General features: G+C 45.9%; 23 protein-coding genes. 12 read left to right on the forward strand and 11 right to left on the reverse strand.

The genetic code is table 11. The features are described 5' to 3' along the window. Nucleotides 1-17 precede the first annotated feature (17 nt). The 4 genes from ABXT70_RS09620 to ABXT70_RS09635 all read left to right on the forward strand — a co-directional run bounded on the left by ABXT70_RS09620 (nt 18) and on the right by ABXT70_RS09635 (nt 3,001). Nucleotides 18-782 (forward strand): transporter substrate-binding domain-containing protein, encoded by a 765-nt coding sequence (locus ABXT70_RS09620; protein ID WP_443640275.1) that lies wholly within the window; start codon nt 18-20, stop codon nt 780-782. Nucleotides 783-895: 113 nt separating this feature from the next. After that, nucleotides 896-1,621 (forward strand): ABC transporter permease, encoded by a 726-nt coding sequence (locus tag ABXT70_RS09625; protein WP_443640276.1) that lies wholly within the window; start codon nt 896-898, stop codon nt 1,619-1,621. A 1-nt stretch (nt 1,622) separates the two neighbouring features. Then, complete coding sequence (locus tag ABXT70_RS09630; RefSeq protein WP_443640277.1) at nt 1,623-2,315, forward strand: ABC transporter permease; 693 nt, start codon at nt 1,623-1,625, stop codon at nt 2,313-2,315. Nucleotides 2,316-2,701: 386 nt separating this feature from the next. Continuing rightward, entirely contained in the window at nt 2,702-3,001 is a 300-nt protein-coding gene (locus ABXT70_RS09635) for a helix-turn-helix domain-containing protein (protein WP_443640278.1), read from the forward strand. On the opposite strand, the gene ABXT70_RS09640 is transcribed toward ABXT70_RS09635, so the two are convergent. Further along, a complete protein-coding gene (locus ABXT70_RS09640; protein WP_443640279.1) occupies nt 2,998-3,597 on the reverse strand; it encodes a TetR/AcrR family transcriptional regulator in 600 nt (199 codons plus the stop codon). The genes ABXT70_RS09635 and ABXT70_RS09640 overlap by 4 nt on opposite strands. Before the next feature lie 48 nt (nt 3,598-3,645). Here ABXT70_RS09640 and ABXT70_RS09645 point away from each other — a divergent pair, with 48 nt between their 5' ends. From ABXT70_RS09645 to ABXT70_RS09655, 3 genes are all read left to right on the forward strand, one after another. Further along, nucleotides 3,646-4,902: a pyridoxal phosphate-dependent aminotransferase gene (locus tag ABXT70_RS09645; protein WP_443640280.1), complete on the forward strand. Its 1,257-nt coding sequence runs from the start codon at nt 3,646-3,648 to the stop codon at nt 4,900-4,902. Next, entirely contained in the window at nt 4,899-6,569 is a 1,671-nt protein-coding gene (locus ABXT70_RS09650) for a 5-guanidino-2-oxopentanoate decarboxylase (RefSeq protein WP_443640281.1), read from the forward strand. Before ABXT70_RS09645 ends, ABXT70_RS09650 begins: the two co-directional genes overlap by 4 nt. A 79-nt stretch (nt 6,570-6,648) precedes the next feature. Continuing rightward, a complete protein-coding gene (locus tag ABXT70_RS09655) occupies nt 6,649-7,524 on the forward strand; it encodes a prepilin peptidase (protein ID WP_443640282.1) in 876 nt (291 codons plus the stop codon). Between the two features lie 8 nt (nt 7,525-7,532). Here the strand turns inward: ABXT70_RS09655 and msrP are convergent, their stop codons facing one another. After that, nucleotides 7,533-8,477, reverse strand: a complete 945-nt coding sequence (gene msrP / locus ABXT70_RS09660; RefSeq protein WP_443640283.1) for a protein-methionine-sulfoxide reductase catalytic subunit MsrP — start codon at nt 8,475-8,477, stop codon at nt 7,533-7,535. Beyond that, nucleotides 8,467-9,048: a sulfite oxidase heme-binding subunit YedZ gene (locus ABXT70_RS09665; RefSeq protein ID WP_443640284.1), complete on the reverse strand. Its 582-nt coding sequence runs from the start codon at nt 9,046-9,048 to the stop codon at nt 8,467-8,469. The genes msrP and ABXT70_RS09665 overlap by 11 nt, the downstream gene beginning before the upstream one ends. A 485-nt stretch (nt 9,049-9,533) precedes the next feature. Here ABXT70_RS09665 and ABXT70_RS09670 point away from each other — a divergent pair, with 485 nt between their 5' ends. Together ABXT70_RS09670 and ABXT70_RS09675 are read left to right on the forward strand one after the other, a co-directional pair. Further along, complete coding sequence (locus ABXT70_RS09670) at nt 9,534-10,478, forward strand: hypothetical protein (protein ID WP_443640285.1); 945 nt, start codon at nt 9,534-9,536, stop codon at nt 10,476-10,478. 13 nt (nt 10,479-10,491) lie between these two features. Further along, nucleotides 10,492-11,181, forward strand: coding sequence for a nitroreductase family protein (locus tag ABXT70_RS09675; RefSeq protein WP_443640286.1), 690 nt, complete (start codon nt 10,492-10,494; stop codon nt 11,179-11,181). 26 nt (nt 11,182-11,207) lie between these two features. On the opposite strand, the gene ABXT70_RS09680 is transcribed toward ABXT70_RS09675, so the two are convergent. The 7 genes from ABXT70_RS09680 to ABXT70_RS09710 all read right to left on the reverse strand — a co-directional run bounded on the left by ABXT70_RS09680 (nt 11,208) and on the right by ABXT70_RS09710 (nt 18,015). After that, nucleotides 11,208-12,143, reverse strand: a complete 936-nt coding sequence (locus ABXT70_RS09680; RefSeq protein ID WP_443640287.1) for a pseudouridine-5'-phosphate glycosidase — start codon at nt 12,141-12,143, stop codon at nt 11,208-11,210. Next, on the reverse strand, nt 12,119-13,117 hold the full coding sequence (locus tag ABXT70_RS09685; RefSeq protein ID WP_443640288.1) for a PfkB family carbohydrate kinase: 999 nt from the start codon (nt 13,115-13,117) through the stop codon (nt 12,119-12,121). The genes ABXT70_RS09680 and ABXT70_RS09685 overlap by 25 nt, the downstream gene beginning before the upstream one ends. Further along, a complete protein-coding gene (locus ABXT70_RS09690) occupies nt 13,081-13,824 on the reverse strand; it encodes a HisA/HisF-related TIM barrel protein (RefSeq protein ID WP_443640289.1) in 744 nt (247 codons plus the stop codon). Before ABXT70_RS09690 ends, ABXT70_RS09685 begins: the two co-directional genes overlap by 37 nt. A gap of 82 nt (nt 13,825-13,906) precedes the next feature. Then, nucleotides 13,907-15,115, reverse strand: coding sequence for a multidrug effflux MFS transporter (locus tag ABXT70_RS09695; RefSeq protein ID WP_443640290.1), 1,209 nt, complete (start codon nt 15,113-15,115; stop codon nt 13,907-13,909). Nucleotides 15,116-15,119: 4 nt separating this feature from the next. Further along, nucleotides 15,120-16,454: a TRAP transporter large permease gene (locus ABXT70_RS09700; protein ID WP_443640291.1), complete on the reverse strand. Its 1,335-nt coding sequence runs from the start codon at nt 16,452-16,454 to the stop codon at nt 15,120-15,122. Between the two features lie 5 nt (nt 16,455-16,459). After that, entirely contained in the window at nt 16,460-16,945 is a 486-nt protein-coding gene (locus ABXT70_RS09705; protein ID WP_443640292.1) for a TRAP transporter small permease, read from the reverse strand. A 47-nt stretch (nt 16,946-16,992) separates the two neighbouring features. Next, nucleotides 16,993-18,015: a TRAP transporter substrate-binding protein gene (locus ABXT70_RS09710; protein WP_443640293.1), complete on the reverse strand. Its 1,023-nt coding sequence runs from the start codon at nt 18,013-18,015 to the stop codon at nt 16,993-16,995. Nucleotides 18,016-18,269: 254 nt separating this feature from the next. Here ABXT70_RS09710 and ABXT70_RS09715 point away from each other — a divergent pair, with 254 nt between their 5' ends. From ABXT70_RS09715 to ABXT70_RS09725, 3 genes are all read left to right on the forward strand, one after another. Continuing rightward, the gene (locus tag ABXT70_RS09715; RefSeq protein WP_443640294.1) at nt 18,270-19,445 is read left to right on the forward strand and encodes a p-hydroxyphenylacetate 3-hydroxylase oxygenase component; all 1,176 of its coding nucleotides are present in this window, start codon (nt 18,270-18,272) and stop codon (nt 19,443-19,445) included. Nucleotides 19,446-19,471: 26 nt separating this feature from the next. Beyond that, nucleotides 19,472-20,326, forward strand: a complete 855-nt coding sequence (gene hpaD / locus ABXT70_RS09720; protein ID WP_443640295.1) for a 3,4-dihydroxyphenylacetate 2,3-dioxygenase — start codon at nt 19,472-19,474, stop codon at nt 20,324-20,326. A 129-nt stretch (nt 20,327-20,455) separates the two neighbouring features. Then, on the forward strand, nt 20,456-21,676 hold the full coding sequence (locus ABXT70_RS09725) for an NAD(P)/FAD-dependent oxidoreductase (protein ID WP_443640296.1): 1,221 nt from the start codon (nt 20,456-20,458) through the stop codon (nt 21,674-21,676). A gap of 14 nt (nt 21,677-21,690) precedes the next feature. On the opposite strand, the gene hpaR is transcribed toward ABXT70_RS09725, so the two are convergent. Further along, a complete protein-coding gene (gene hpaR, locus ABXT70_RS09730; RefSeq protein ID WP_443640297.1) occupies nt 21,691-22,116 on the reverse strand; it encodes a homoprotocatechuate degradation operon regulator HpaR in 426 nt (141 codons plus the stop codon). Nucleotides 22,117-22,255: the final 139 nt, after the last annotated feature.

Raw genomic sequence — 22,255 nt, forward strand, 5'->3', positions numbered from 1 at the left:
AATAAGGAAAACTAACTATGAAGAAAATTAAAAACCTCCTATTAGGCTCTGCAGCCTCGTTAATATTAGTGGCCGGCGTTAGCCAAGCGGAAGTGCGTATTGGTATCGACCCCGCACCTTACCTTCCCTTTTCAGCAGAAAGCGCCTCTGGACAACTCGAAGGCTGGGAAATTCAGATTGCCGACGCTATTTGTGCGGCCATGAATGAAGACTGCGTATGGGTGAAGACGGCGTGGGATGGCCTTATTCCTGCACTAACCTCCAACAAAATCGATGCTATTATCAATTCCATGTCGATTACCGAAGAACGCATGAAGACCATTGATTTCTCAGACAAGTACTACAATACGCCAGCGGTTATTGTTGCACCTAAAGACTCAAATATTAGCGCAGATGCTGCCAGCGTTGAGGGTATGTTTGTTGGTGTTCAGGTAGCTACTACGCATGCAAACTACGTTGAGGCTCACATGACTGGTGCTACCATTAAGTCTTACCAGAACTTTGATGAGCACAACCAAGACTTGTTCTCTGGCCGCCTAGATGCAGTAATCGGCGACAGCATGGCTATGCAACCATTCTTAGAATCTACCGAAGGCCAATGTTGCGAAATTAAAGGTGACTTACATGATATAGCCATCTTTGGACCTGGTGTGGGTGTTGGCTTACGTAAGGGTTCCGATCTTAAAGCCAAAATTAACGCAGCTATTACTCAAATTCGGTCCGACGGCACCTTTGATAAGATCTCGGCACCTTACTTTAGCTTCGACATCTATGGCGGCTAACGTTTAGCGTTCCTTGTCATCCTGAGTGTAGTCGAAGGATCTTAGATCTCTCGGCTACGTTCTAGATGGCATCCACTTATCTTTGGCCATTATTTTTAACCTAAAGGACACTCTTGGACGCATTTCTAGCATTCCTCAACATACTCAAGTTTTCAGATATGGGCTGGGGTGACAACCTGTTTTATGGTTTGTTAGCTACTCTACAAATCGCCTTTGGGGCTTACTTCTTAGGCACCGCCATAGGCTTTTCTGGCGCATTAGGCAAAATAAACGGCGGTCCAGTTGCCCGTTTTTTACTCGGTACTTACACCACCTTGGTACGTGCAGTGCCAGAGCTGGTACTTATTTTATTACTTTATTACGCAGGCAGTGCCCTACTAAACCAGCTACTCATGAGTTTGGGATACAAGCCCATTGACATCAGTGGTTTAGTTGCAGGTATTGTTGTTTTGGGTGTGGTTCAAGGTGCTTATTCCACAGAAGTGATCCGTGGTGCATTACAAGCCATACCTAGGGGCCAATTAGAAGCTGGGCGAGCTTTTGGCATGTCTAGGTTCACCTTGTTTAGACGGATTACCATCCCAGCCATGATCCCCCTGGCGTTGCCAGGCATGTCTAACCTGTGGTTAATCGTCACCAAAGACACAGCATTATTAGCCGTTGTTGGATTCCAAGAACTCACCCTAACTACCCGTGTAGCTGCAGGTACTACTCGTTATTATTTGGAGTTCTTTTTAATAGCTGCGGCCATTTATTTAACCGTCACACTTATTTCCAACCTTGGATTTCAGTGGTTAGAACGCCGTTCAACTCGTGGCATGACTAGCTTAGGGCATTAACATGGAATGGTACTGGGTAGGCGAATACGCTCCTAAATTACTTGCCGGCACATGGCTCACTATACAGTTACTAGTGATGGCCATATTTTTTGGCATGCTGCTTGCTATCCCCCTTGGTTTGGTGCAGGTAACTGGGCCACGGATTTTATCTCTGCCAGCGAAAGCCTTTTGCACCGCCTTTCGTGGCACTCCCCTACTCATTCAACTGTGGTTGCTTTACTATGGCCTTGGCTCCATTTTCCCTTATATAGATGGCATACGCACGAGCTTTTTTTGGCCTTATTTGCGCGATGCGTTCCCCTATGCCGTGGTTGCTTTTACACTAAGTGTGGCAGCCTACGAAGGTGAAATTATGCGCGGGGCATTTAAAAACGTACCCAAGGGCGAACTAGAAGCAGGCATTGCTAGTGGCATGAGCCGTTTTCAATTACTACGCCGAATATGGCTACCACGAGCGCTACAGAATGTATTTCCCACCCTTGCAGGGGAAATGGTGCTCACCCTTAAAGCCACACCCTTGGCGGCTACTATTACCGTGTATGAAATTTTTGGTGTTGGCACCATCATCCGTCAAGAAACCTACCGTATCTATGAGCCACTACTGCTTATTGCTGGTGTTTATATTTGCCTCACCGGCGTTATTGTTCTGCTATTCCATTGGTTAGAAGGCCGAGTGCCTAAGGCTTCTGGGTAATAGATTTCAGGGTAAAACCGTTCCATCAGGTAGATGTTTTGTTGGTCTCTACACTTGCATTGAGTAAGGCATTGCCGTACCCTTGGATTTATGCAATGGACTATGCAAACAATAATTGAGCTTCCTGAATCTCTTCGTGAAGCTCGCAGATTAATGGACGACTCTGCAATTGATGACCTAAAGATATTTTTGTCATCACACCCTTATGCTGGGGATTTGCTTACAGGCACTGGTGGTGTCCGAGTAATCTATTTTTTCTACCATCAAAATTCACCTCTTTTATTGCTTTCGGTCTATAGCAAGAGCACCAAAGATAACTTGTCGAAAAAGCAATTAAATAGCCTCAAAAAAATCACACAAAAGATCAGATCGATAAGGTCACCATCATGACAAAAGATACCTTCTCCAGTATTCACAAAGGCTTAGAAGAAGCCCTAGCCTACATAGAGGGCAAGCCAGTTCCGGTACGAGAAACTAAAATAAAAGTGCCAGAATCAATTGATGTCCAGCAATTAAGAGCCGTGTCAGGCCTAACACAAAAAGCATTCGCACAGCGCTATGGCTTCACTTTAGGAGCGGTGCGTGATTGGGAACAGGGGCGTCGCACACCTGAACGATCTGCTAGAATATTATTGCGTGTAATTGAGCAGGCCCCCAGTGTAGTTGAACGTGCCCTAACCACCTAAGCCAAGGCTAAGGTACGATCTAACCACTGATTCAAAATGGTTTGCCACAGTTCAGAACTTTGGTGCTTGCCGTTAAGGCTCCAATCCAACCAAAGGCCGTCTGCTAATGCACTGTATTCAATCGCTAACACGCGAAGATCAACCTTACTGTTAGGTAAGGATTTAGCGAGCACTTCTATAAGATAAGATTGCAGCCTTTCATTAATGCGGTCATGAGTGGCCCTCATCACTTTAGAATCAATGGTTTTAGACCAAAACACTACCCAAGCTCGCAACTGATCTGGGCACATAATATCTTCCTCAAAGGCACAAGATACAAGGGTTTTGATGGGTGAATCTTGGTTCTGCGTATCGGCCTCTATACGTGTCCTTAAGGTTTGATGGTAACGCCGAGAACTTTCTTCATAGGCTGCAGCCACCAGCTCCTCTTGGCTGGAAAAGTGATGATTGAGTAACCCCACTGAAACCTGAGCTTGGGCACAAATTTTGCGTGATGATAAACCACTCGCACCCTCACTCATTAAGCATATCAGTGTCGCTTCAATGAGCTGAATTCGCCTTTCAGGGGGGGATAAACGATCTGATTTTTTCTTCAAAGCAGTTCCAAAACAGGCAAAATAGTTAATCTTAATTGTCGGCTTTATTTGACTATTGAGCAAGTGCTCAATATTATTGGACGATCGTTCAATAGCGAAGTTTACGCTGCCAAGGTGACTATGCAATTTTCCCAATTAACTAATCGTATCAACGGCGAAGGCGCAGCTGCATGGGACCTTCATGAAGTTGCTATAAAAGCTGCCGCGGCAGGTAAAGATGTGATTGTACTAAGTGTAGGCGATCCAGATTTTGCCACACCTACAGCCATCACCCAAGCTGCGATTGAAGCCCTGGAGTCAGGAGACACTCACTATCAACTGGTAGCGGGACGTCCTGAGGTTAGGCAAGTTATCGCCGAGCAGTTCCGATCAACCCACACCCCAGACATAAGCGCAGACAACGTCATGCTTTTTGCTGGTGCTCAAAATGCGTTATTTGCTGCCAGCTTATGCTTATTAGATCCCGGTGACGAAATACTGGCCTTAGACCCAATGTATGTTACCTACGAAGCCACCTTAGGCGCATCCGGTGCTAACTTAATACCGGTACCTATGCATGCCGATGGTGGCTTTCGGTTTAATGCCCAAGCTACTCGTGAAGCCATCACACCTAAAACCAGAGCCATACTTATTACTAATCCTAACAACCCTACAGGGGTGATGATGTCTAACGATGAGGTTGAGTTAATTTGCGATCTTGCCATAGAACATGATCTCTGGGTCATTGCCGATGAGGTATACGATCAATTGATATTTGAAGGTGAACATATCAGTATCGCCCACCATCCTGGTATGTTTGAGCGTACTGTTACTCTAAACAGCCTATCAAAAACCTATGCTATGACAGGCTGGCGTGTAGGTTGGGCTATTGGGCCAACGGCACTTGTTGAACATTTTTCCAACTTGGGCCTGTGTATGTTGTATGGTTTAGCCGGATTTTCCCAAGCCGCTGCCTACACTGCGTTAACACAATCACAAGCTGAAAGTGAGCACATTAGGGTGACCTTTAAACAACGTCGAGATTTGGTCTTTGCTGAACTTAAGAATATTAAAGCCACTCCAATTCTTAAACCGAGCGCAGGCATGTTTATCATGATGGATGTGCGTGCCTTAGGCATGAACGGCCTTGAATTTGCCAACGCACTTTATAATGCCACCGGCGTTGCTGTTCTCGATGCCGGCGCTTTTGGTAAAACCTCATTCGGTTGGGTGCGCATTTCATTTACCGTTGATGAGGCCTTATTGCTGGAAGCCTGTAAGCGCATTCGTGGTTTTATTGATCAATGTCAGCAGGCTAACCCATGAGCCGCGCACCAACCATAACCAAAGGCCAACAAATCATTGAGTTGCTGGAAGCTTATGGTGTCGATACTGTATTTGGTATCCCTGGTGTGCACACCTTGGAGCTTTACCGAGGTTTAGCCGCCTCCAACATTCAACACATTACGCCCCGCCATGAGCAAGGTGCAGGATTTATGGCCGATGGCTACGCTCGAATCACAGCAAAACCAGGCGTCTGTTTTGTCATCACTGGGCCCGGCCTCACCAACATTGCTACGGCCATGGGCCAAGCCCTTGGGGATAGTATCCCCATGCTCGTCATCTCTACAGTCAATGCTGCTGGTACAGAAGCACAAGGCTGTTTACACGCCATGCCACAGCAGGCAGACGTAATTAGACCACTGACTGTTGCTAGTTTTCAGCTCAATGCTAACGACAGTGTCACAGAAACCCTTGCCCAAGTGTTTGCCGCACTAGAGGCCCGTAATGGCACCCAACTTGGTCCTGTACACCTGCAGATTCCCCTAGACGTTATTGGACAATTAGCCGGTGATGAAACGGCCAACGGGGTTAAACAACCCGTTAAGCGTCATGACCAACTGACAGAGGAATGCACCAAAGCACTAAACCAGATACAAAATGCAGCCAATGTTATTAATCAGCATAGCCAAATCGTTATCCTTGCAGGTGGTGGCGCAGTTAACGCACAACATCAAGTAAAGCAGCTTGCTAAGACACTTGATGCGCCAGTAGTAACCACCATCAATGGCCGTGGCCTGCTAGCTAACCACCCCCTGTCGGTGCCAGCCAGTCCTAGCTTAGAAGCAACTCGTAGCCTACTAGCGCAAGCTGATTGCGTGATCGCCCTAGGCACAGAAATGGGACAAACCGATTACGATATGTACGTGAACGGCGGCTTCCCACTATTAAAAAACCTCATTCGTATCGACATTAATCCTAGCGTAATACAAGCAACAGAGCAGCTTGGGATTCATTGTGACGTATCACAAGGGTTAACCCGCTTACTGCCACTGTTAGCACCTAAGCAGCCCTCTACCAGCTTAGGTGAAGCCCGCGCACGCACCACTAGACAGGAAGCGTTTACCGAGCTTCCTAAGCCGTATCAACAACACCATAGTTTTCTAACAGCCATAACCAAGGCGCTTCCCGAAGTAATAATCGTGGGTGATTCCACCCAACCAGCTTATGGTGGTAATTGTTATTTTGACGCACCTGCGGCCAAAACGTGGTTCAACTCTGCTACAGGATTTGGCACCTTAGGTTATGCTGTGCCTGCGGCCATAGGGGCCGCTTTAGGACGACGGCTACAACATAATAATCAGCCTATCATTGCCTTAACCGGTGATGGTGGCTTGCAGTTTTGCTTAGCTGAACTAGCCACTGCCAAAGATTGGGAATTGCCCATTATATTTATGGTGTGGAACAATCAAGGGTATGGTGAAATTGAGTCTTCCATGTTGGCTGTGGGTATCACCCCTATTGGTGTGAGCCCTAAACCACCCAGTATAGATGCTCTCGCGCAAGCTTATGGCATAAACCATGCCCGTCTAACATCCTTCACAGCGTTGGCTGACTTGCTGCAACAGGCCGCTGATAACCAAACTCCCATGCTCTTAGAGATTAACGAGGCGTTAATGATGGATCAAATTGAACCCACAATACCGTTTTAATTATTAGCGTCTATACTAAAGTGTACCGGTATAACATCCTTGTAATAGACCCACGTTCTCTATACAACTTACATAGCCCATGACTTCTTACCCATTTTTTGATTTACTACAGCAACATTCTCAATTCTGGTTAGTAAGCGTTGCTTTGTTTAGCCTATTAGTAGGCAGCTTTTTAAACGTGGTGATAGGCCGGATGCCTAATGCAATGCACCAAGAATGGCAGCAAGAATGTCGCGTTCTCCTCAAGCTAACAGAAAATGATCAGCAGTCCTCAAGCCCAGCGTTGGCCTCAATTGTGTGGCCAGCTTCCCATTGCCCAAGCTGTGATGTGCCATTAAAAGCCTGGCACAATATTCCTGTTATCTCATACCTGTTGCTGGGTGGAAAATGTGCTTTTTGCAATAACAAGATTAGCCCTCGATACCCCTTAGTTGAACTACTAACTTCTGCTCTAGGCGTACTGGTTGCGTGGGTACTGGGGCCAAGTTTAGCCACTGCGATGACGTTAATATTGGTGTACATGTTGGTGGCCTTAACCTTTATCGACCTAGATCATAAGCTATTGCCTGACCAGATCACCCTACCGTTAATGTGGCTGGGTTTGGTCATTAACGCCTTTGGTTGTCTCACCACACTAGCAGATGCATTCTGGGGTGCTGTAGCGGGCTATGTGTCGTTGTGGTTGGTTTACTGGTGTTTTCGCCTAGCTACAGGCAAGCAAGGTATGGGCTATGGGGATTTTAAGTTACTCGCAGCATTAGGTGCATGGCTAGGCTGGCAGGCCTTGCCAATTATCGTGCTGGTGTCCGCAGTAGCGGGAATAGTGGTTGGCTTAGTGCTGCGCATTAGGACGGGTCAAACCGATCCTCAGATGCCCTTCGGCCCTTTTTTATCCGTGGGTGGTTTGGTCTACTTGTTCTGGGGCGCGCAACTATGGCACATTTTTCAGCCTTAACAGCTGCCTTAGTAAAAATACAAACGATTGTCTAAATCTGGATACATATGGGCCACTTCTTCTGCGTAGCCGTTATATAAGAGCGTAGGTTTGCGGCCTAATTTACCAATAATTCGTTCTGTAGCTTGGGTCCAGCGGGGATGGTCAAACCGTGGATTAACGTTGGCATAAAAGCCATATTCACGCTTATTTTGTAACCACCAAGTGTTCTGTGGCATTTGCTCCACTAATTCGATTTTAACGATAGATTTTGCATACTTAAAACCATATTTCCATGGCACTACCAAACGAATAGGTGCGCCGTTTTGCTGTTCTAACGGCTTATCATAAATGCCCGTAGCCAATAAGGTTAGCGGATTCATGGCCTCATCAATGGTTAAGCCTTCTACATAGGGCCCACCTGCCCAGTCTGCATTGGGCATTTGTTGGGGATCATTTAGGGTTGTAAAACGCACAAACTTAGCCTTGCTGTTTGGAGCGGCTGCTTTAATAACCTCTGCCAGCTTAATGCCGTTCCACGGAATCACCATAGACCAAGCTTCTACGCAGCGGAATCGGTAAAGATGATTCTCTATAGCGTGCTCACCTTTGATCTCTTCAATGTCGTAAATGCCTGGCTTGTCTGCACCCTCACCACCAATCTCCACACTCCAGGGCGAAGTGATCAAGCTTTTATCTGCTTTAGCAGGATCATCTTTGTTATAACCAAATTCGTAATAGTTGTTATAGCCCGTTACTGTCTCATATGGCGTAGGTTCTAGAGGTTGGTTCTGCCTACTTGGTTCTAATGCCACACGCGCAAACGGCAGGTTTTTCTCTTCCTGCTTTTGCTGAAGTAACCCATAACCCCTGTCTAGTAATGGCAATGCTAACACCCCTAGCCCAGCAGCGATTAGAGAACGTCGTTTTTTATATACTTTTTCTGGTGTTATTTCGGACGAGTTAACGGGCATGACGGTACCTCCAAATAAGCACTAACATTAATACTAAGCCCATAAGTATGGGTTCTAACATGGCAGTTTTTTGCGCCATAAAGTGATGGGCCATGACAGCAGGAACAGCTACATAAGTGAGCACGTGCAGCATCTGCCACTTACGGTAGCCAAGGTATTTAACAGCGCGGTGATTAGATGTCAATGCCAAGGGCAACAGCAAAACAAAGGCTAAAATGCCCAGTAAGATAAATAGGTTACCTGCAATCTCATCCAGCATTAGTTGCCAATCATAATAAAACTCAAGGGTAATCCAAATGAGCAAATGCAGAGTGGCATAGATAAAGCCCCATACGCCAATATTACGACGCATGGACACATGACGCTTAACCCATTTCCAGCGCTGGCTCAGTGGGGTAAATAGTAAACTAATGAGCAATAAATAAGCCCCATACCGGCCCGTAAAGTCACGGAGATCAGACACTAAATCTGGCCCCATTATGGCCTCATAAACACCCCACATCAAAGCCAGAAACAGGCCAATATTCAGCAGGTGTTTGCGTGTTGCAATTGGTACTTGGGGTAATTCCACAAACTGCTCCCTGTTTACTTAACCAAAAATCATCGTTTGGAAAAAGACTTAGGCATTTACCATTAACTATAGCAGACCATAATGCTTCGGCAAGTGGTGACCTTGTGTATCTAAACTTGACCAGGGTCATATTACGAAGGGTTATTTACCCTAAACGGATATCTGGCAAGTTCGACAAGCCCCATGACTTTTTTCTAACCAAAGACATCTATACGATCATGGCTATAGTTAATTTTATTAATTGTCATTAGTTATCCTTAGCTAGTGAGTTAGATGTTCTGAGGGTACTTCATGTTATTTAGCCATGAAATTAAGTCACAGCATTTTGTTCAACTTGGCCCTAAAACAGGCCCGCAACTAACAAAACTGTTAGACATAATGACTCAAAAAATCCAGAATGGTGATTACAGTTTTAATATAGCCTATGGGTTTTGAGCCACTCGTGTATGAATACACATTTAATAACCCACATTGTTAGCGTTTTTTTGAAACGCATTATAGGCCTTGCGGCTTTAGCTAGTGTGTTAATTTCTACCCAAGTTCAGGCGATCAACAAGTGGGAATATAAACAAGATTTAGACTATGGTATCCGTTACGACCAGTTTAGTTGGGACATCGCCGGTAACTTAGCTGGTACAGGCCCCAATATAATTTCTGAGCTCACATGGAGCAATGTAGGTTTTCACCAAGCACGGCTTGGCTTTCGTGTTATTGGCGACGATAGCTTGCACGTTAAAGGCTACACCTCAAAAGGTTGGGGCTTCACGGGCACTAACCAAGACTCAGACTATAATGGCGATAACCGTAGCTTAGAATTTTCTCGATCTTTATCCGACTCAGACCGCAGTTCGGCAGAAGATTTTAGTATTGCCATTGGCCAGCAAATTCGTATTAATAACCGCATTGATATCACGCCACTGGTAGGCTTCTCTAGCCACAGACAAACATTCACTATGACCAATGGCAATCAAACGGTGTGTAACGCCAGCGGCTCACCATTAAGCTGTGGTAGCGGCCTTGGACCAATTGCGGGCTTAAATTCTACATTTACCACACATTGGCGCGGCCCTTGGGTAGGCCTAGATTTGCGTTTCGTTACTGCCAAACGTTGGACCACCTTCGCTGAGTTAGAATATCACTACAGCTATTATGACGCTGAAGCTAATTGGAATTTACGCAGCGATCTAAAACACCCTAAAAGCTTCGGACAAACTGCCCGCGGCCAGGGCACTCAAATGGGTTTAGGGATGACGTATGCGCTACCCACACCTAACAGCTTTTTTAATGTAGACTTTAAACAAAGCCAATACTCCACTGGTGCCGGCGTGCACAATTTCTATCGTGCCGCGGGAACCGTTGCTAGCCAACGCCTTAATGGCGTTAACTGGGGTTCTAGCAGCATCTCCGTTGGTATCACCTCACAGTATTAACTAGGAACCCACCATGTTTGCACGAGAACAACTTTCCTATGAAGCGGTACAGCTAACTCCTCGGCCAGAAATGACTGACAAAGACATGCAGCAAGCTGCTTTGGCTTATTACCAAACCATGAAACAACGGCATACAGTTCGTGATTTTATTGACCGAAAAGTGCCAGAGGAGGTGATTCAGAACTGTATTCGCACGGCAGGCTCGGCCCCCAGCGGAGCCAACCACCAACCATGGCATTTCGTGGCTATCCGTAATCCTGAGGTAAAGCATGAAATGCGTTTAGCCGCAGAAGCCGAAGAAGAAAAATTTTACGCCGGAGGTGGTGGCGATGAATGGATTAAAGCCTTAGAACCTATCGGCACTAATGCAGATAAACCCCATTTAGATATTGCCCCATGGCTTATTGTTATCTTTGCCCAGCGTTACGGGGTATTTGACGATGGCACTCGGTTTAAAAACTATTATGTGCCCGATAGTGTGGGTATCGCCACGGGATTTCTGATTTCGGCATTGCACCATGCGGGTTTATACAGTCTCACACACACGCCAAATCCCATGCGCTTTCTAAACAAACTCCTTAACCGGCCAAGCCACGAAAAAGCCGTAATGATCTTAGCCGTGGGCCATGCTTCTAAAGACGCCACCGTGCCTGGTGTAGCTAGGATCAAAAAGCCATTGGATGAAATACTAACTGTCATATAAATTTAAGGTTAAGGTATTGAGAGTGGCTAAAGCTTAGCTAGCTCTTTGGCAATATTAGCCCCAAGACGGGCATTATTTAATACCAACTGAATATTAGCCGCTAAACTCTCGCCTTGGGTAACTTTCGCAATTTTAGACAACAAAAACGGCGTACTTTGTTTGCCATAAATGCCCTGCTCTTGCATTTCTACAATGGCTTCAGCGATAACCTGCTCTATTGCAACAGGATCCATAGCATAGGCATCTGGTATGGGGTTAGCTACCACCACGCCACCTACTAATCCCATGCGCCATTTTGCGGACAACACTTGGGCTATGCTCGCCGCAGAGTCTAACGAATAATCCACTTCATAGGCACTGGTTTGGGTATAAAATGCAGGCATAACCTTAGTTTTATAGCCCACTACAGGAACGCCTTGGGTTTCCAAATATTCCAGTGTAAGCCCAATGTCTAAAATAGACTTCACTCCTGCACACACTACAGCAACCGAGGTATGTGCCAATTCCTGCAAATCTGCAGAAATGTCCATCGTTGTTTCGGCATGGCGATGAACACCGCCTATGCCTCCAGTGGCAAACACTTTGATACCTGCCATAGCTGCAATAATCATGGTGGAGGCTACCGTTGTAGCACCATCTTGCTTTTTTGCTACAATAAATGGGATATCACGGCGGCTGGTTTTAATAACCTCAAAGCCATGCTTGCCAATGTGGTTAATTTGCCCTTCATCTAACCCTACTGTTAAGCGTCCATTGATAATGGCAATGGTGGCTGGCTCTGCTCCATTATCTCGCACGGCTTGCTCAACCAACATAGCCGTTTCTACATTTTGTGGATAGGGCATACCATGAGAAATAATGGTGGATTCTAAGGCCACAACAGGCTTATTGTTCGCCAATGCTTGTTGAATGCGGGGGTGAATATCAAGATAAGCGTTTAAGTTAGTGGGGTTATGCTGCACGGGTGTTCCTTTAACATGCGAAGTAGTAAATCAGGCGTTAAGTGTGGACTAATGGTGGTTTCACTGGCCATAGCAACTTGAGCGCAGGCCAAGGCACTGGCGGCGCTTTGTAATGCATCACAACCTTGTAACCACGCATCAACTATGGCGGCCATCATAGCATCTCCAGCGCCATTACTATTGACTATATCAATAGACTTTATAGGCGCACTAGGCGCGATGATAAAGCATTGGTTAGCATCACTATAAAGTAAGCCCATAGGGCCTAGGCTTAAATATAAGTGCTTTACGCCTTGGGCCATAAACCACTTAGATAACTGCAATAGCTGAGAGTTGGAAGGGTGACTACCAAAATCTGTGCCAGCGATAGCTTGAGCTTCCATCAAATTAGGTTTAAGACTATGTATGTGTGACAAAAATGGTGCTATTCGAATAGCTTTAGCAACGGAGACCGTATCCACAAAAAAATGTTGCAGCGGCAGCTCTTGAACAAGAAAAGCCAAACAGTGTGGCGCCAAATTAGCATCTAAGACCACCATTGACGCATTTTGTAGTTGGGGCAAAAACTCTTGTAACTGGGCTGCACCAAACTCATCGATCAACGCCATATCAGCAATGGCGATCTGCATTTCACCCGCTGCATCAACGATTGATAGATAGGTTGAGGTGGATTTTCCTGGTAGGGCAACCATACAATCAGTTTGCATGCCGAGTTGTTGGCAATGACGTTTAAGTAACATGCCATTGGCATCATCACCTACGGGGGCCATCAACCAGCAAGGCTGGCCAAGGTGACGTAGGTTTTCAGCTATATTTCGGCCTACTCCTCCAGGACTAGATGAAACCTTACCAGGATTAGATGTGTGCTGTTTTAGTGCATCTTGGGGTGTGCCCAAGAGATCCATATTTGCGCCACCAACGACGACACAGTAGGGTTTTATAAAAACTCCGCGTAGGTATCTGGCTGTTGGCACACGGCCAAAGCATCAGCTAAGGAAACTGCCCCACTCATCAGAGCCCTACCTACCACGACCCCAGCAATATTAGGCAGCATGCGTAAGGTAGAAATGTCATCTAAGGTCTTCACCGCGCCACTTGAGATTACTGGAATATGCAGTTCATCTACCATTTTAGTCGTTATGGCGAACGTGGCTTCTGGATGATCATCATCAAGGTCAATATCGGTATAGATAATAGCTGCTGCGCCTCGTTCTTGTAGGTCCCTAGCCACCTCTAGTGGTGTGAAAATGGTTTCTTCAGTCCAACCATGGCACATTACTTTATTTTGACGCGCATCAATGGACACCACTACTTGGCCTGGATAATGATTACACAGTTCGTGTAAAAAATGACGGTCTTCTATGGCAGCCGTACCAATTACCACCCGCGAGGCACCATGCTCGAACCACCAACGCGCCCCTTCTATGGTGCGGATGCCACCACCCACTTGCACTGGCACATCTACCGATTGAATAATTTCCAATACCGTCTTGTGATTGTCGTGCCCACCACGCATAACGTTGTCTAAATCCACTACATGCAGCACTTGGGCGCCATTTGCAACGTGCTGCTGCGCAGCCTCTAGGGGGGTTATGTCATAAACGATGGGATCTTGCATGTGGCCACGACGTAAATTGACGCAGCGACCGTTTTGGATTTCTATGTCTGGATAAATAACCATCTTCGAACTCCTATTTATTATTGTTCTTCTAGCATACTCTGCCGTGGCAAAAAATCCAGTTTCAACTACTGGAAAATCGACCTTAGGCTGGTGACCGATGCAAGCTATTGAGGTAGAGCATGACCATAAAAGCTGTCCAAGAGGCAACAGCAAAACCAAACGCCAAAGGCAACACGGAGCCATCGTAAGACATACCCACCCACATACCAATAGGCACTGCCACCAAGGTAGAACTAGAACCAACAACGGAAGCCCCCATCCCTGCAAGCTTACCCAAGGGTTCCATGGCTAGTGCATTAACATTGCCAAACTGAAACCCAACACCAAAGAAAATAATGCTACATAAGGCCATAAATTGACCCAAACTTGGCCCTGCAGCTAGGCTTTGGGCATAGATATAGAAGGCCAAACACGCTGTACCAGTGATGACATTACTCATTTGTACCAGAGGGTACATACCAAATCGAAGAACTAACTTTGCGTTGAGTAACGACGCCACAATCGTCGGTGTAACCAGCACTGAAAAATAAATAGGGAAGGCGTCTCCCACGCCATAAAGCTGTTGAAATATCTGCTGGCTTGAACTTAGGTAACCCAAAAATGCACCAAAGCCCAAACCAGCAACTATGGAGTAACCTGCAGCTATGGGGTTCAGCAGCACTCTTAGCATGGTATGCCAAAGCTTTTTAGGATGCAGAGATAATCGATTTTCAGGCTTGAGGGTTTCATCCAAGCGCAGGTATACCCAGGTAAACATAATCACCGCAAACATCACATAAAAACCAAAAATCCACGACCAAGGCCCTACCAGTAAAATGCCCTGCCCCAGTAAAGGCGCCATAATAGGCACGGCCATGAACAAGGTCATGGCAAAGGACATGATACGCGCCATGGCCGCCCCACTAAAACTGTCTCTCACAAGAGCCACCACCATCACTCGTGGCCCTGAAGCACCAAAACCTTGTAAAAAACGCCCGACTAGCATCATCTCTAGGGAGTTGGCCCAAACACTGATCAAGCTACCCACGCAAAAAATACCCAAGCCCACAAATATACTGCGCTTACGGCCATAGGTATCTGACACGGGACCATAGACCAACTGGCCTAAGGCATGGCCTACAAACACACTGGTCACAACCAATTGGATGGCATTGCCATCAACACCAAAGTCCTGAGCCATATAGCCTAAAGCCGGCAGCATGGCATCCGTAGCAAGAGCCACCAGAGACATGAGAGAGGCAATAATGAAAATAAATTCGAGTTGGCTCATGGACACATTAGATGCACCCATTGACCTAGCTCGCCATTAAATTGGGCAGCCATAGCACCAATCCAGGGAGTAATATCAGCGTCATTAAACGCACGATATCAACCATCCAAAACGGTGTCACACCACGAAATATGGTGCTGAGCTTCACATCCTCAAGCATACTTTTGAGCACGAATACATTAAGGCCAACAGGTGGTGTAATGAGGCTAATTTCAGTAATCACCACCACAATAATACCAAACCAGATGAGTGCCATTTCTGGATCCATTAAAGCGTCTGAATAATCGCCTAAATCAAGCCCCAATACTAAAGGATAAAATACTGGCACAGTAAGCATGATCATGGACAGGCTTTCTAATACGGTGCCCAACACCACATACACCAACATAATGAGCATAATTACTGCAATGGCTGACAAGTCGAAAGACACCACCCAGTCTGATAACAGCTCGGGCAGGCCTGCGATATTGACGTAGTTTGAGAAGATTTCTGCACCAATAAGGATGACAAAAATCATCGCCGTAGTACGGGCACTTTCAACCAAGGTTTCAAGTAAAGATTGCAGGCTTAAACGACGACGGATTAGGGCAATTAAGAAGGCCCCAGAAGCACCAATGCCCGCCGCTTCAGTAGGCGTAAAGATACCACCATAAATGCCGCCAATCACCAATGTAAATAAGCTTAATACACCAGACACACCCCAAAGCGCATGTAAGCGTTGAGGCCATGAAAAGCGTTCACCTCTGGGGCCTTTTTCTGGCTTTAAGGTGACCGTCACCAATACTGCGACCAAGTAAAAAAGTACACCTAACAGGCCTGGCAAAATACCAGCAATAAACAGCAAACCAATATCAGTTTCAGTCATAATGCCAAAAATAATAAGGATTACACTGGGAGGTATTAAGATACCGAGAGTGCCTCCTGCAGCAATACATCCCGCGGCTAAGCCTTCGTCATAACCGTATTTTTTCATGGGTGGCATAGCCACCTTAGACATGGTGGCAGCGGTGGCTAAACTAGAACCGCAAACCGCACTAAAACCGCCACACGCAACCACTGTCGCCATGGCCAGGCCACCGCGCCGATGGCCCAAAAAGGCATTAGCGGCATTATATAACTCGTCAGATAAGCCTGCTCGACTTACAAAATTACCCATTAAAATAAATAAAGGCACCACCGAAAGGCCATAGTTAAGGCCCGTGTCATAGGTGATGATACTGGCCATAGCCAAAGAACCAGAAAAGCTGGTCATTAAACCAAAGCCAACAAAACCCACCAGCCCCATAGCAAAGGCAATGGGCATACGCACCAAAATCACCAAGGTGAGCATGGCAGCAAAGGCAATTAAAGATTCATACATGTTAATTATGCTTTTCTAGAGGAAAGTAACGCGCCTGCGCGGGCATACTGCCAAGTGAGTAATAAAGCAATCACACTGCTCAAGCCTAAGGCAATGCTAATATAAAAGTATACTGGTGCTGTGGGTAGATACAGCATGGCTGTTTGGTCGCCATAATGCACCGATTCAAGGGCTTTGTTCCAAACCTTATAGCTAATTCCCGCTAGGACTATAGCCGTTACTAAGGCAATAGCGACATCCCTTACCCACGCAAAAAAGCTAGGCACAAAAGCATCAATGAGATCCACAGTAATATGTTGATCTTTGGCAGATACCAAAGGCAAGGCAGAAAATATGATGGCAGCTAACAGCAGTTCGGTAATTTCAAAGCTGCCATTGACCGGCGCATTAAAGCCGTAGCGGCCCACCACGTCAACTAATGTTAACAGCATTAAAACCAACAAAAAGGTGGCCGCTAGGCCACCCAATATACGCTGCAGCACAAACTGCATTAAGGGGCCAGACTGTAAAGTCCGGCTCCTTGATTGACTAAGCGACATTACTCAGCTGCTACCTTAGCAATTTCTGCACGTAAATCAGCCATTACAGCAGCACCATCAACACCTAAACCATTAGCCGTGGCAATCCAGTCAGCTTCCAAGTGGCTTGTTGCGGCTTTAATTTCGGCTACAAACGCATCACTTGCATTTATAGTGGCAATGCCTGCAGCATCCATAGCAGCTTGACCTATGGCATCGTGCTTATCCCAACCTTGACCCGCAATACGCGCAAAGTTTTCACCCGAAGTGCGCATTAGAACAGCTTGGCTGTTGGCACTTAAGCTGTCAAATTTAGCAGGGTTCATGGTCAAGAAAAAACTGGTGTTGTACAAACCACCTGGCACTGTTGTTGCAAAGGACAACAACTTGGTCAGTTTGAACGACTTAATGGATTCAGTGGGCAGGAAGGTACCATCAGCAACACCACTAGACAACATTTCGTAGTTCTTAGTTGCAGAGGCTAACATTGCAGTCACACCCAAGGCCTTGGCTGCATTACCTGCAACACCTCCACCAACGCGGAACTTTAAGCCTGCCATATCGGCAACACTATTAATGGCGCGTACGTTGTTATGAATTACACCTGGCCCATGGGACATTAAGCCCAAAACTACGGTGCCTTCATGTTCGTTAACCGACTCAAGGTGCTTCTTATAGATACGCCAGTAAGCGACAGACACATCTTCTGCACTGTCACCTAAGAAAGGCAACTCAGTAGCTGCTGTGAGTTTAAACCGACCTGGCTGATAGCCATGAACGCCGTAAGTGATGTCGGCAACGCCATCTTTAGCAAGGTCGTAATGAGCTGGTGGCGCACCTAAAGCCTTAGGTAAAATACGGATTTTAAGTTCACCACCACTTTCAGCTTCTACAGCCTTAATCCAAGGCTTAATAATAGAGGCAACCACGGGATGTTTGGGTGGTAACCAAGATGATAATAATAGGGTTTCGGCAGCACTGGCCATGGTGGATGCTCCAAGCATAAGGCCCGTGGCCATAGTGGCGACGATTAACTTTTTCATGTGTTACTCCGGTTTTTAGATTTATCAGTAAAACAATAAAACAGTGATTTAAATCACCGATTTGGTTTTAGCATACACGCGATTAACTTCACAAGTAAACTATACAAAGCGCTAATACGATACTTTTTCCACATAAATTATATTTTTGTGAATCATTTCTATCTGTTGCGGAGCAATACAACAGTTGCTACTATATGCTCATTAATAGTTAATGTGTTAACTATATTTATAAAAATATTACTTAGGCCACCATCATGACATCCTCCAGCCATCTTCTCGGCGCCTTACAAGGTATCCTACCTGCCATTGCCGCCAATGCTGCCAATGCCGAAGCACTGCGTATGACGCCACCAGAGAACATTGCTCTATTAAAAGACATTAAGTTCATGCGCGCCCTTCAGCCAAAAGCATGGGGAGGGTTGGAACTGTCTTTACCAGAGTTTGCTGAAGCGGTGGCCACTCTGGCTGGTGCATGCGCTAGCACGGCATGGTCTACTAGCTTACTTAGCACTCATAGCCATCAGCTGGCTTTGTTCTCAAAACAAGCCCAAGAAGACGTATGGGGCCAGGACCCTGAAGCCACCATTAGCTCTAGCATTGCCCCTTTTGGTAAAACTACAGAAGTAGACGGTGGTGTGATGTTTAGTGGCGACATGAGTTGGAGCAGTGGGTGTGACCATGCTCAGTGGGCTATTATGGGCTTCATTCGTGCCGGCGCTGCTGTTGACCCTGCACCCCACCAGCACTTTGCTTTAATACCACGGGGCGACTACGAAATCATCGATGACTGGCATGCCATGGCTATGAAAGGTTCTGGCACCAAAACCCTTAAAGTGCGTAACGTATTTGTGCCAGAACATCGCATTGAATCTGCCAAAGCATTAATGACCGGAAAATCCAGGGGATATGGCATGTACCCAGAAAGCAATATATTTTTTGCCGCCTATCGGCCTTATTTTGCCAGCGGTTTTTCTGCCGTAAGCTTGGGTATTGCCGAGCAAATGATTAAGTGGTTTACCGAGCGCTCCAAAACCCGCGTGCGGGCTTATACCGGGGCAGAAGTAGGTAAAGACGTACCCGCCTACATGCGCTTAGCAGAATCAAAACACCAAATTAATGCCGCCCGCGCCCTGTTAGAAAAAGACTGGAATGACCTAGCACAAATGGGCGTTAAACATGCACTGCCCAATGCCGACCAGCTGGCTCAATGGCGGACTAACCAAGCCTATGCCGTTAAAATGTGCGTGGCAGCGGTAGATCGTTTATTTGAATCTAGCGGCGCAAATGCATGGTTCTTAACCAATGAAGCTCAACGTTTGTTTAGGGATTCCCACATGACCGCCGCCCACGCCTATACGGATTATGATGTATGCAAACAGATCTATGGCCGCCACTTAGTGGGCCTAGAACCAGACCCTCGTTTGCTTTAACATCACACTTAACATAGGAGACTCCCATGGGAAATATCGTCTTAGCCGCCAAAATTACTCACGTGCCTACCATGCTCATGTCGGAGCAACCAGGGCCTATCTTTGGTAAACGTACTCAAGCCATTGACGGCCATAAAGAAATTGTAGCCCGAGCTAAAGCGCTGGGAGCCGATACCGTTATTGTGTTGGACACCCATTGGTTGGTGAACGCAGGCTATCACGTGAACGCCGCAGCTAGCTTTAAAGGCAATTACACCAGCCATGAATTTCCCCAATTTATTCAAAACTTAGAATACCAGTATGAAGGTAACCCCGCATTAGGTGATCTAATTGCCGAAAAAGCCCAAGCCAAAGGCGTGCATGCTCTCTCCCATCAACTTGAGTCATTAACATTAGAATATGGCACACTAGTGCCCATGATCTGGATGAATCCAACGTCAGATCTTAAGATAGTGTCTGTTGCAGCTTGGTGTAGCGTACACAGCATTGAATCTTCACGCCTGATGGGCGAAGCCATTAAAGAAGCCGTAGAAGAAAGTGACAGCAAGGTATTGTTATTAGCCTCTGGCTCTTTGTCCCACAAAATATGGGCTAACGAAGACTACGCTGCCAATAATGGCACCTTTACTATATCCAGTGAATTCAATCGCCAAATGGACCTGCATGTACTGGATTTATGGACTCGAGGCGACCATGCCACTTTTCTAAAAATGCTGCCCGAATACGCCCAAAAGTGTAACGGCGAAGGTGGCATGCATGACACCGCCATGCTTTATGGCGCTTTAGGCTGGGACCAATATCAAGGCAAGGGAGAAATTATTGGTGAATACTTCCCTAGCTCTGGCACAGGACAAGTGAATGTTGTGTTTGAACCAGATTAAGCATCTGCCTTACACGCCAATAACACGCTCCACAAACCTAGATCACCCCGCCTCTTGATGGTGCCTATACAGGAGCCTATAATCCCATCGACGTGTTATTGACGCATTAAAACCAGTGTAATTTTAAATATGATTGAAAAAGATATTATTGTTGTTGGTGGAGGAGCCTCAGGTTTTTTTGCTGCAATCAATATAGCTAAACAAGCGCCATACTTAAAAATAGCCATTTTAGAACGGGGACAAAAAGGATTAGCTAAAGTTAAGGTGTCTGGAGGAGGTCGATGTAATGTCACACATGCCGAGTTCATTCCTTCAGAATTGGTGCAGAACTACCCCCGCGGTGAAAAGGAGTTATTAGGGCCCTTTCATCAATTTATGACGGGGGATACCATTGCTTGGTTTGAAGAACGCGGCATAGAGTTAAAAATTGAAGATGACGGCCGCATATTTCCTGTTTCAAATTCGTCGCAAACCATCATCGATTGCTTTTTAAGTGAAGCAAAAAAATACCATGTAGATGTGCTCTACAGTCACTCCTTAAAATCCCTTAAAAATGAACATGGTCTATTTCAGTTAGACACGTCTCAAGGGTCTTTTTTGTCAAAAAAAATAGTCATCGCTACCGGCAGTAATACTAAAATCTGGAACCTTCTCGAAGGTTTAGGGCATAGCGTCTCTAAAGCGGTGCCCTCTCTTTTTACATTCAAAATAAATGATGAGCGTATAAAAGACATACCTGGAGTGGTAGCAGAAGACGTAGAGGTTAAAATCCTTGGCACAAATTTATGCAGTGAAGGCCCCTTACTCATTACTCATTGGGGAATGAGCGCCCCTGCTATTTTAAAACTATCTGCTTTTGGGGCTTTAGAAATAGCAAAAAGAGAGTACAAATTTCAAATAGAAGTTAACTTTATCAGGCAATCGTTTGACGACTGCTTGGAGGCGTTAAAAAACTCAAAACAACAATGGGCTAAAAAAACAGCGTTTAAGTCTAGCCAATTTAATTTACCCAAACGGTTGTGGAATAAGCTGGTTTTGGCGTCCAACATAGCTGAAGATGCGCGCTGGGCCGATGTCAACAAAGTGCAAATAGAGACCCTTGCCAAACAACTCACACAGGCTGTTTTTAATGTAGCAGGGAAAAGTACGTTTAAAGAGGAATTTGTTACAGCAGGAGGCATATCACTTAAAGAAGTTAACTTTAAATCCTTTGAGAGCAAGCGTGTGTATGGGCTTTATTTTGCAGGAGAGGTGTTAGATGTTGATGCAGTTACAGGTGGATTTAACTTTCAAAATGCATGGACAGGTGCGTACATCCTCTCGCAAAACATTACCAAGGGCCTAGTCTAGAATCATACTGCTCCCTATCTTAGCTCCACCACATCGTGGAGTAAATCCAATAAGTCACTCATTTTTTGAGCGCCGTACTTATCGTTGAAAGCTTGATAGATCACCTGCACTTCTGGGGTAACTGATTCGATTAACGCAGCACCTGAGGGTAAGATATCCAATAACACTCGGCGGCCATCCTTGCCGTCGGCACACCGTGTGAGCATGTTTTTTTGTTCTAGGTATTTAATGATTCGCGTTAGGCTAGGTGCCAGAACACACGCACTTTTAGCCAACTCCTTAGCATCCATTACGCCATTTTCGTGCAACACCCGTAACACTCGCCACTGCTGATCGGTCACATCGTGGGCTTTAAGCACCCGCCGAATAGGCGACATCACAGTTTCCCGCGCCCTTAATAGGGCCAAAGGTAAAGCGCGGTCTGTTTTAGTAGGCTGCATAGTCAGTCTCTAAGGTTTAAAGTGGGCATGATCATCTATTATACGGGCTTAGGACAAATTACTAAACAGGTTAACTAATAACAATTACTGGCAAGATGATTTGCATCATACTAATAATTTAGTTAACATATTAATTAGT

It is taken from the genome of Candidatus Njordibacter sp. Uisw_039 (genome assembly GCF_047730075.1).
Classification (GTDB): Bacteria; Pseudomonadota; Gammaproteobacteria; order Pseudomonadales; family Balneatricaceae; genus Njordibacter.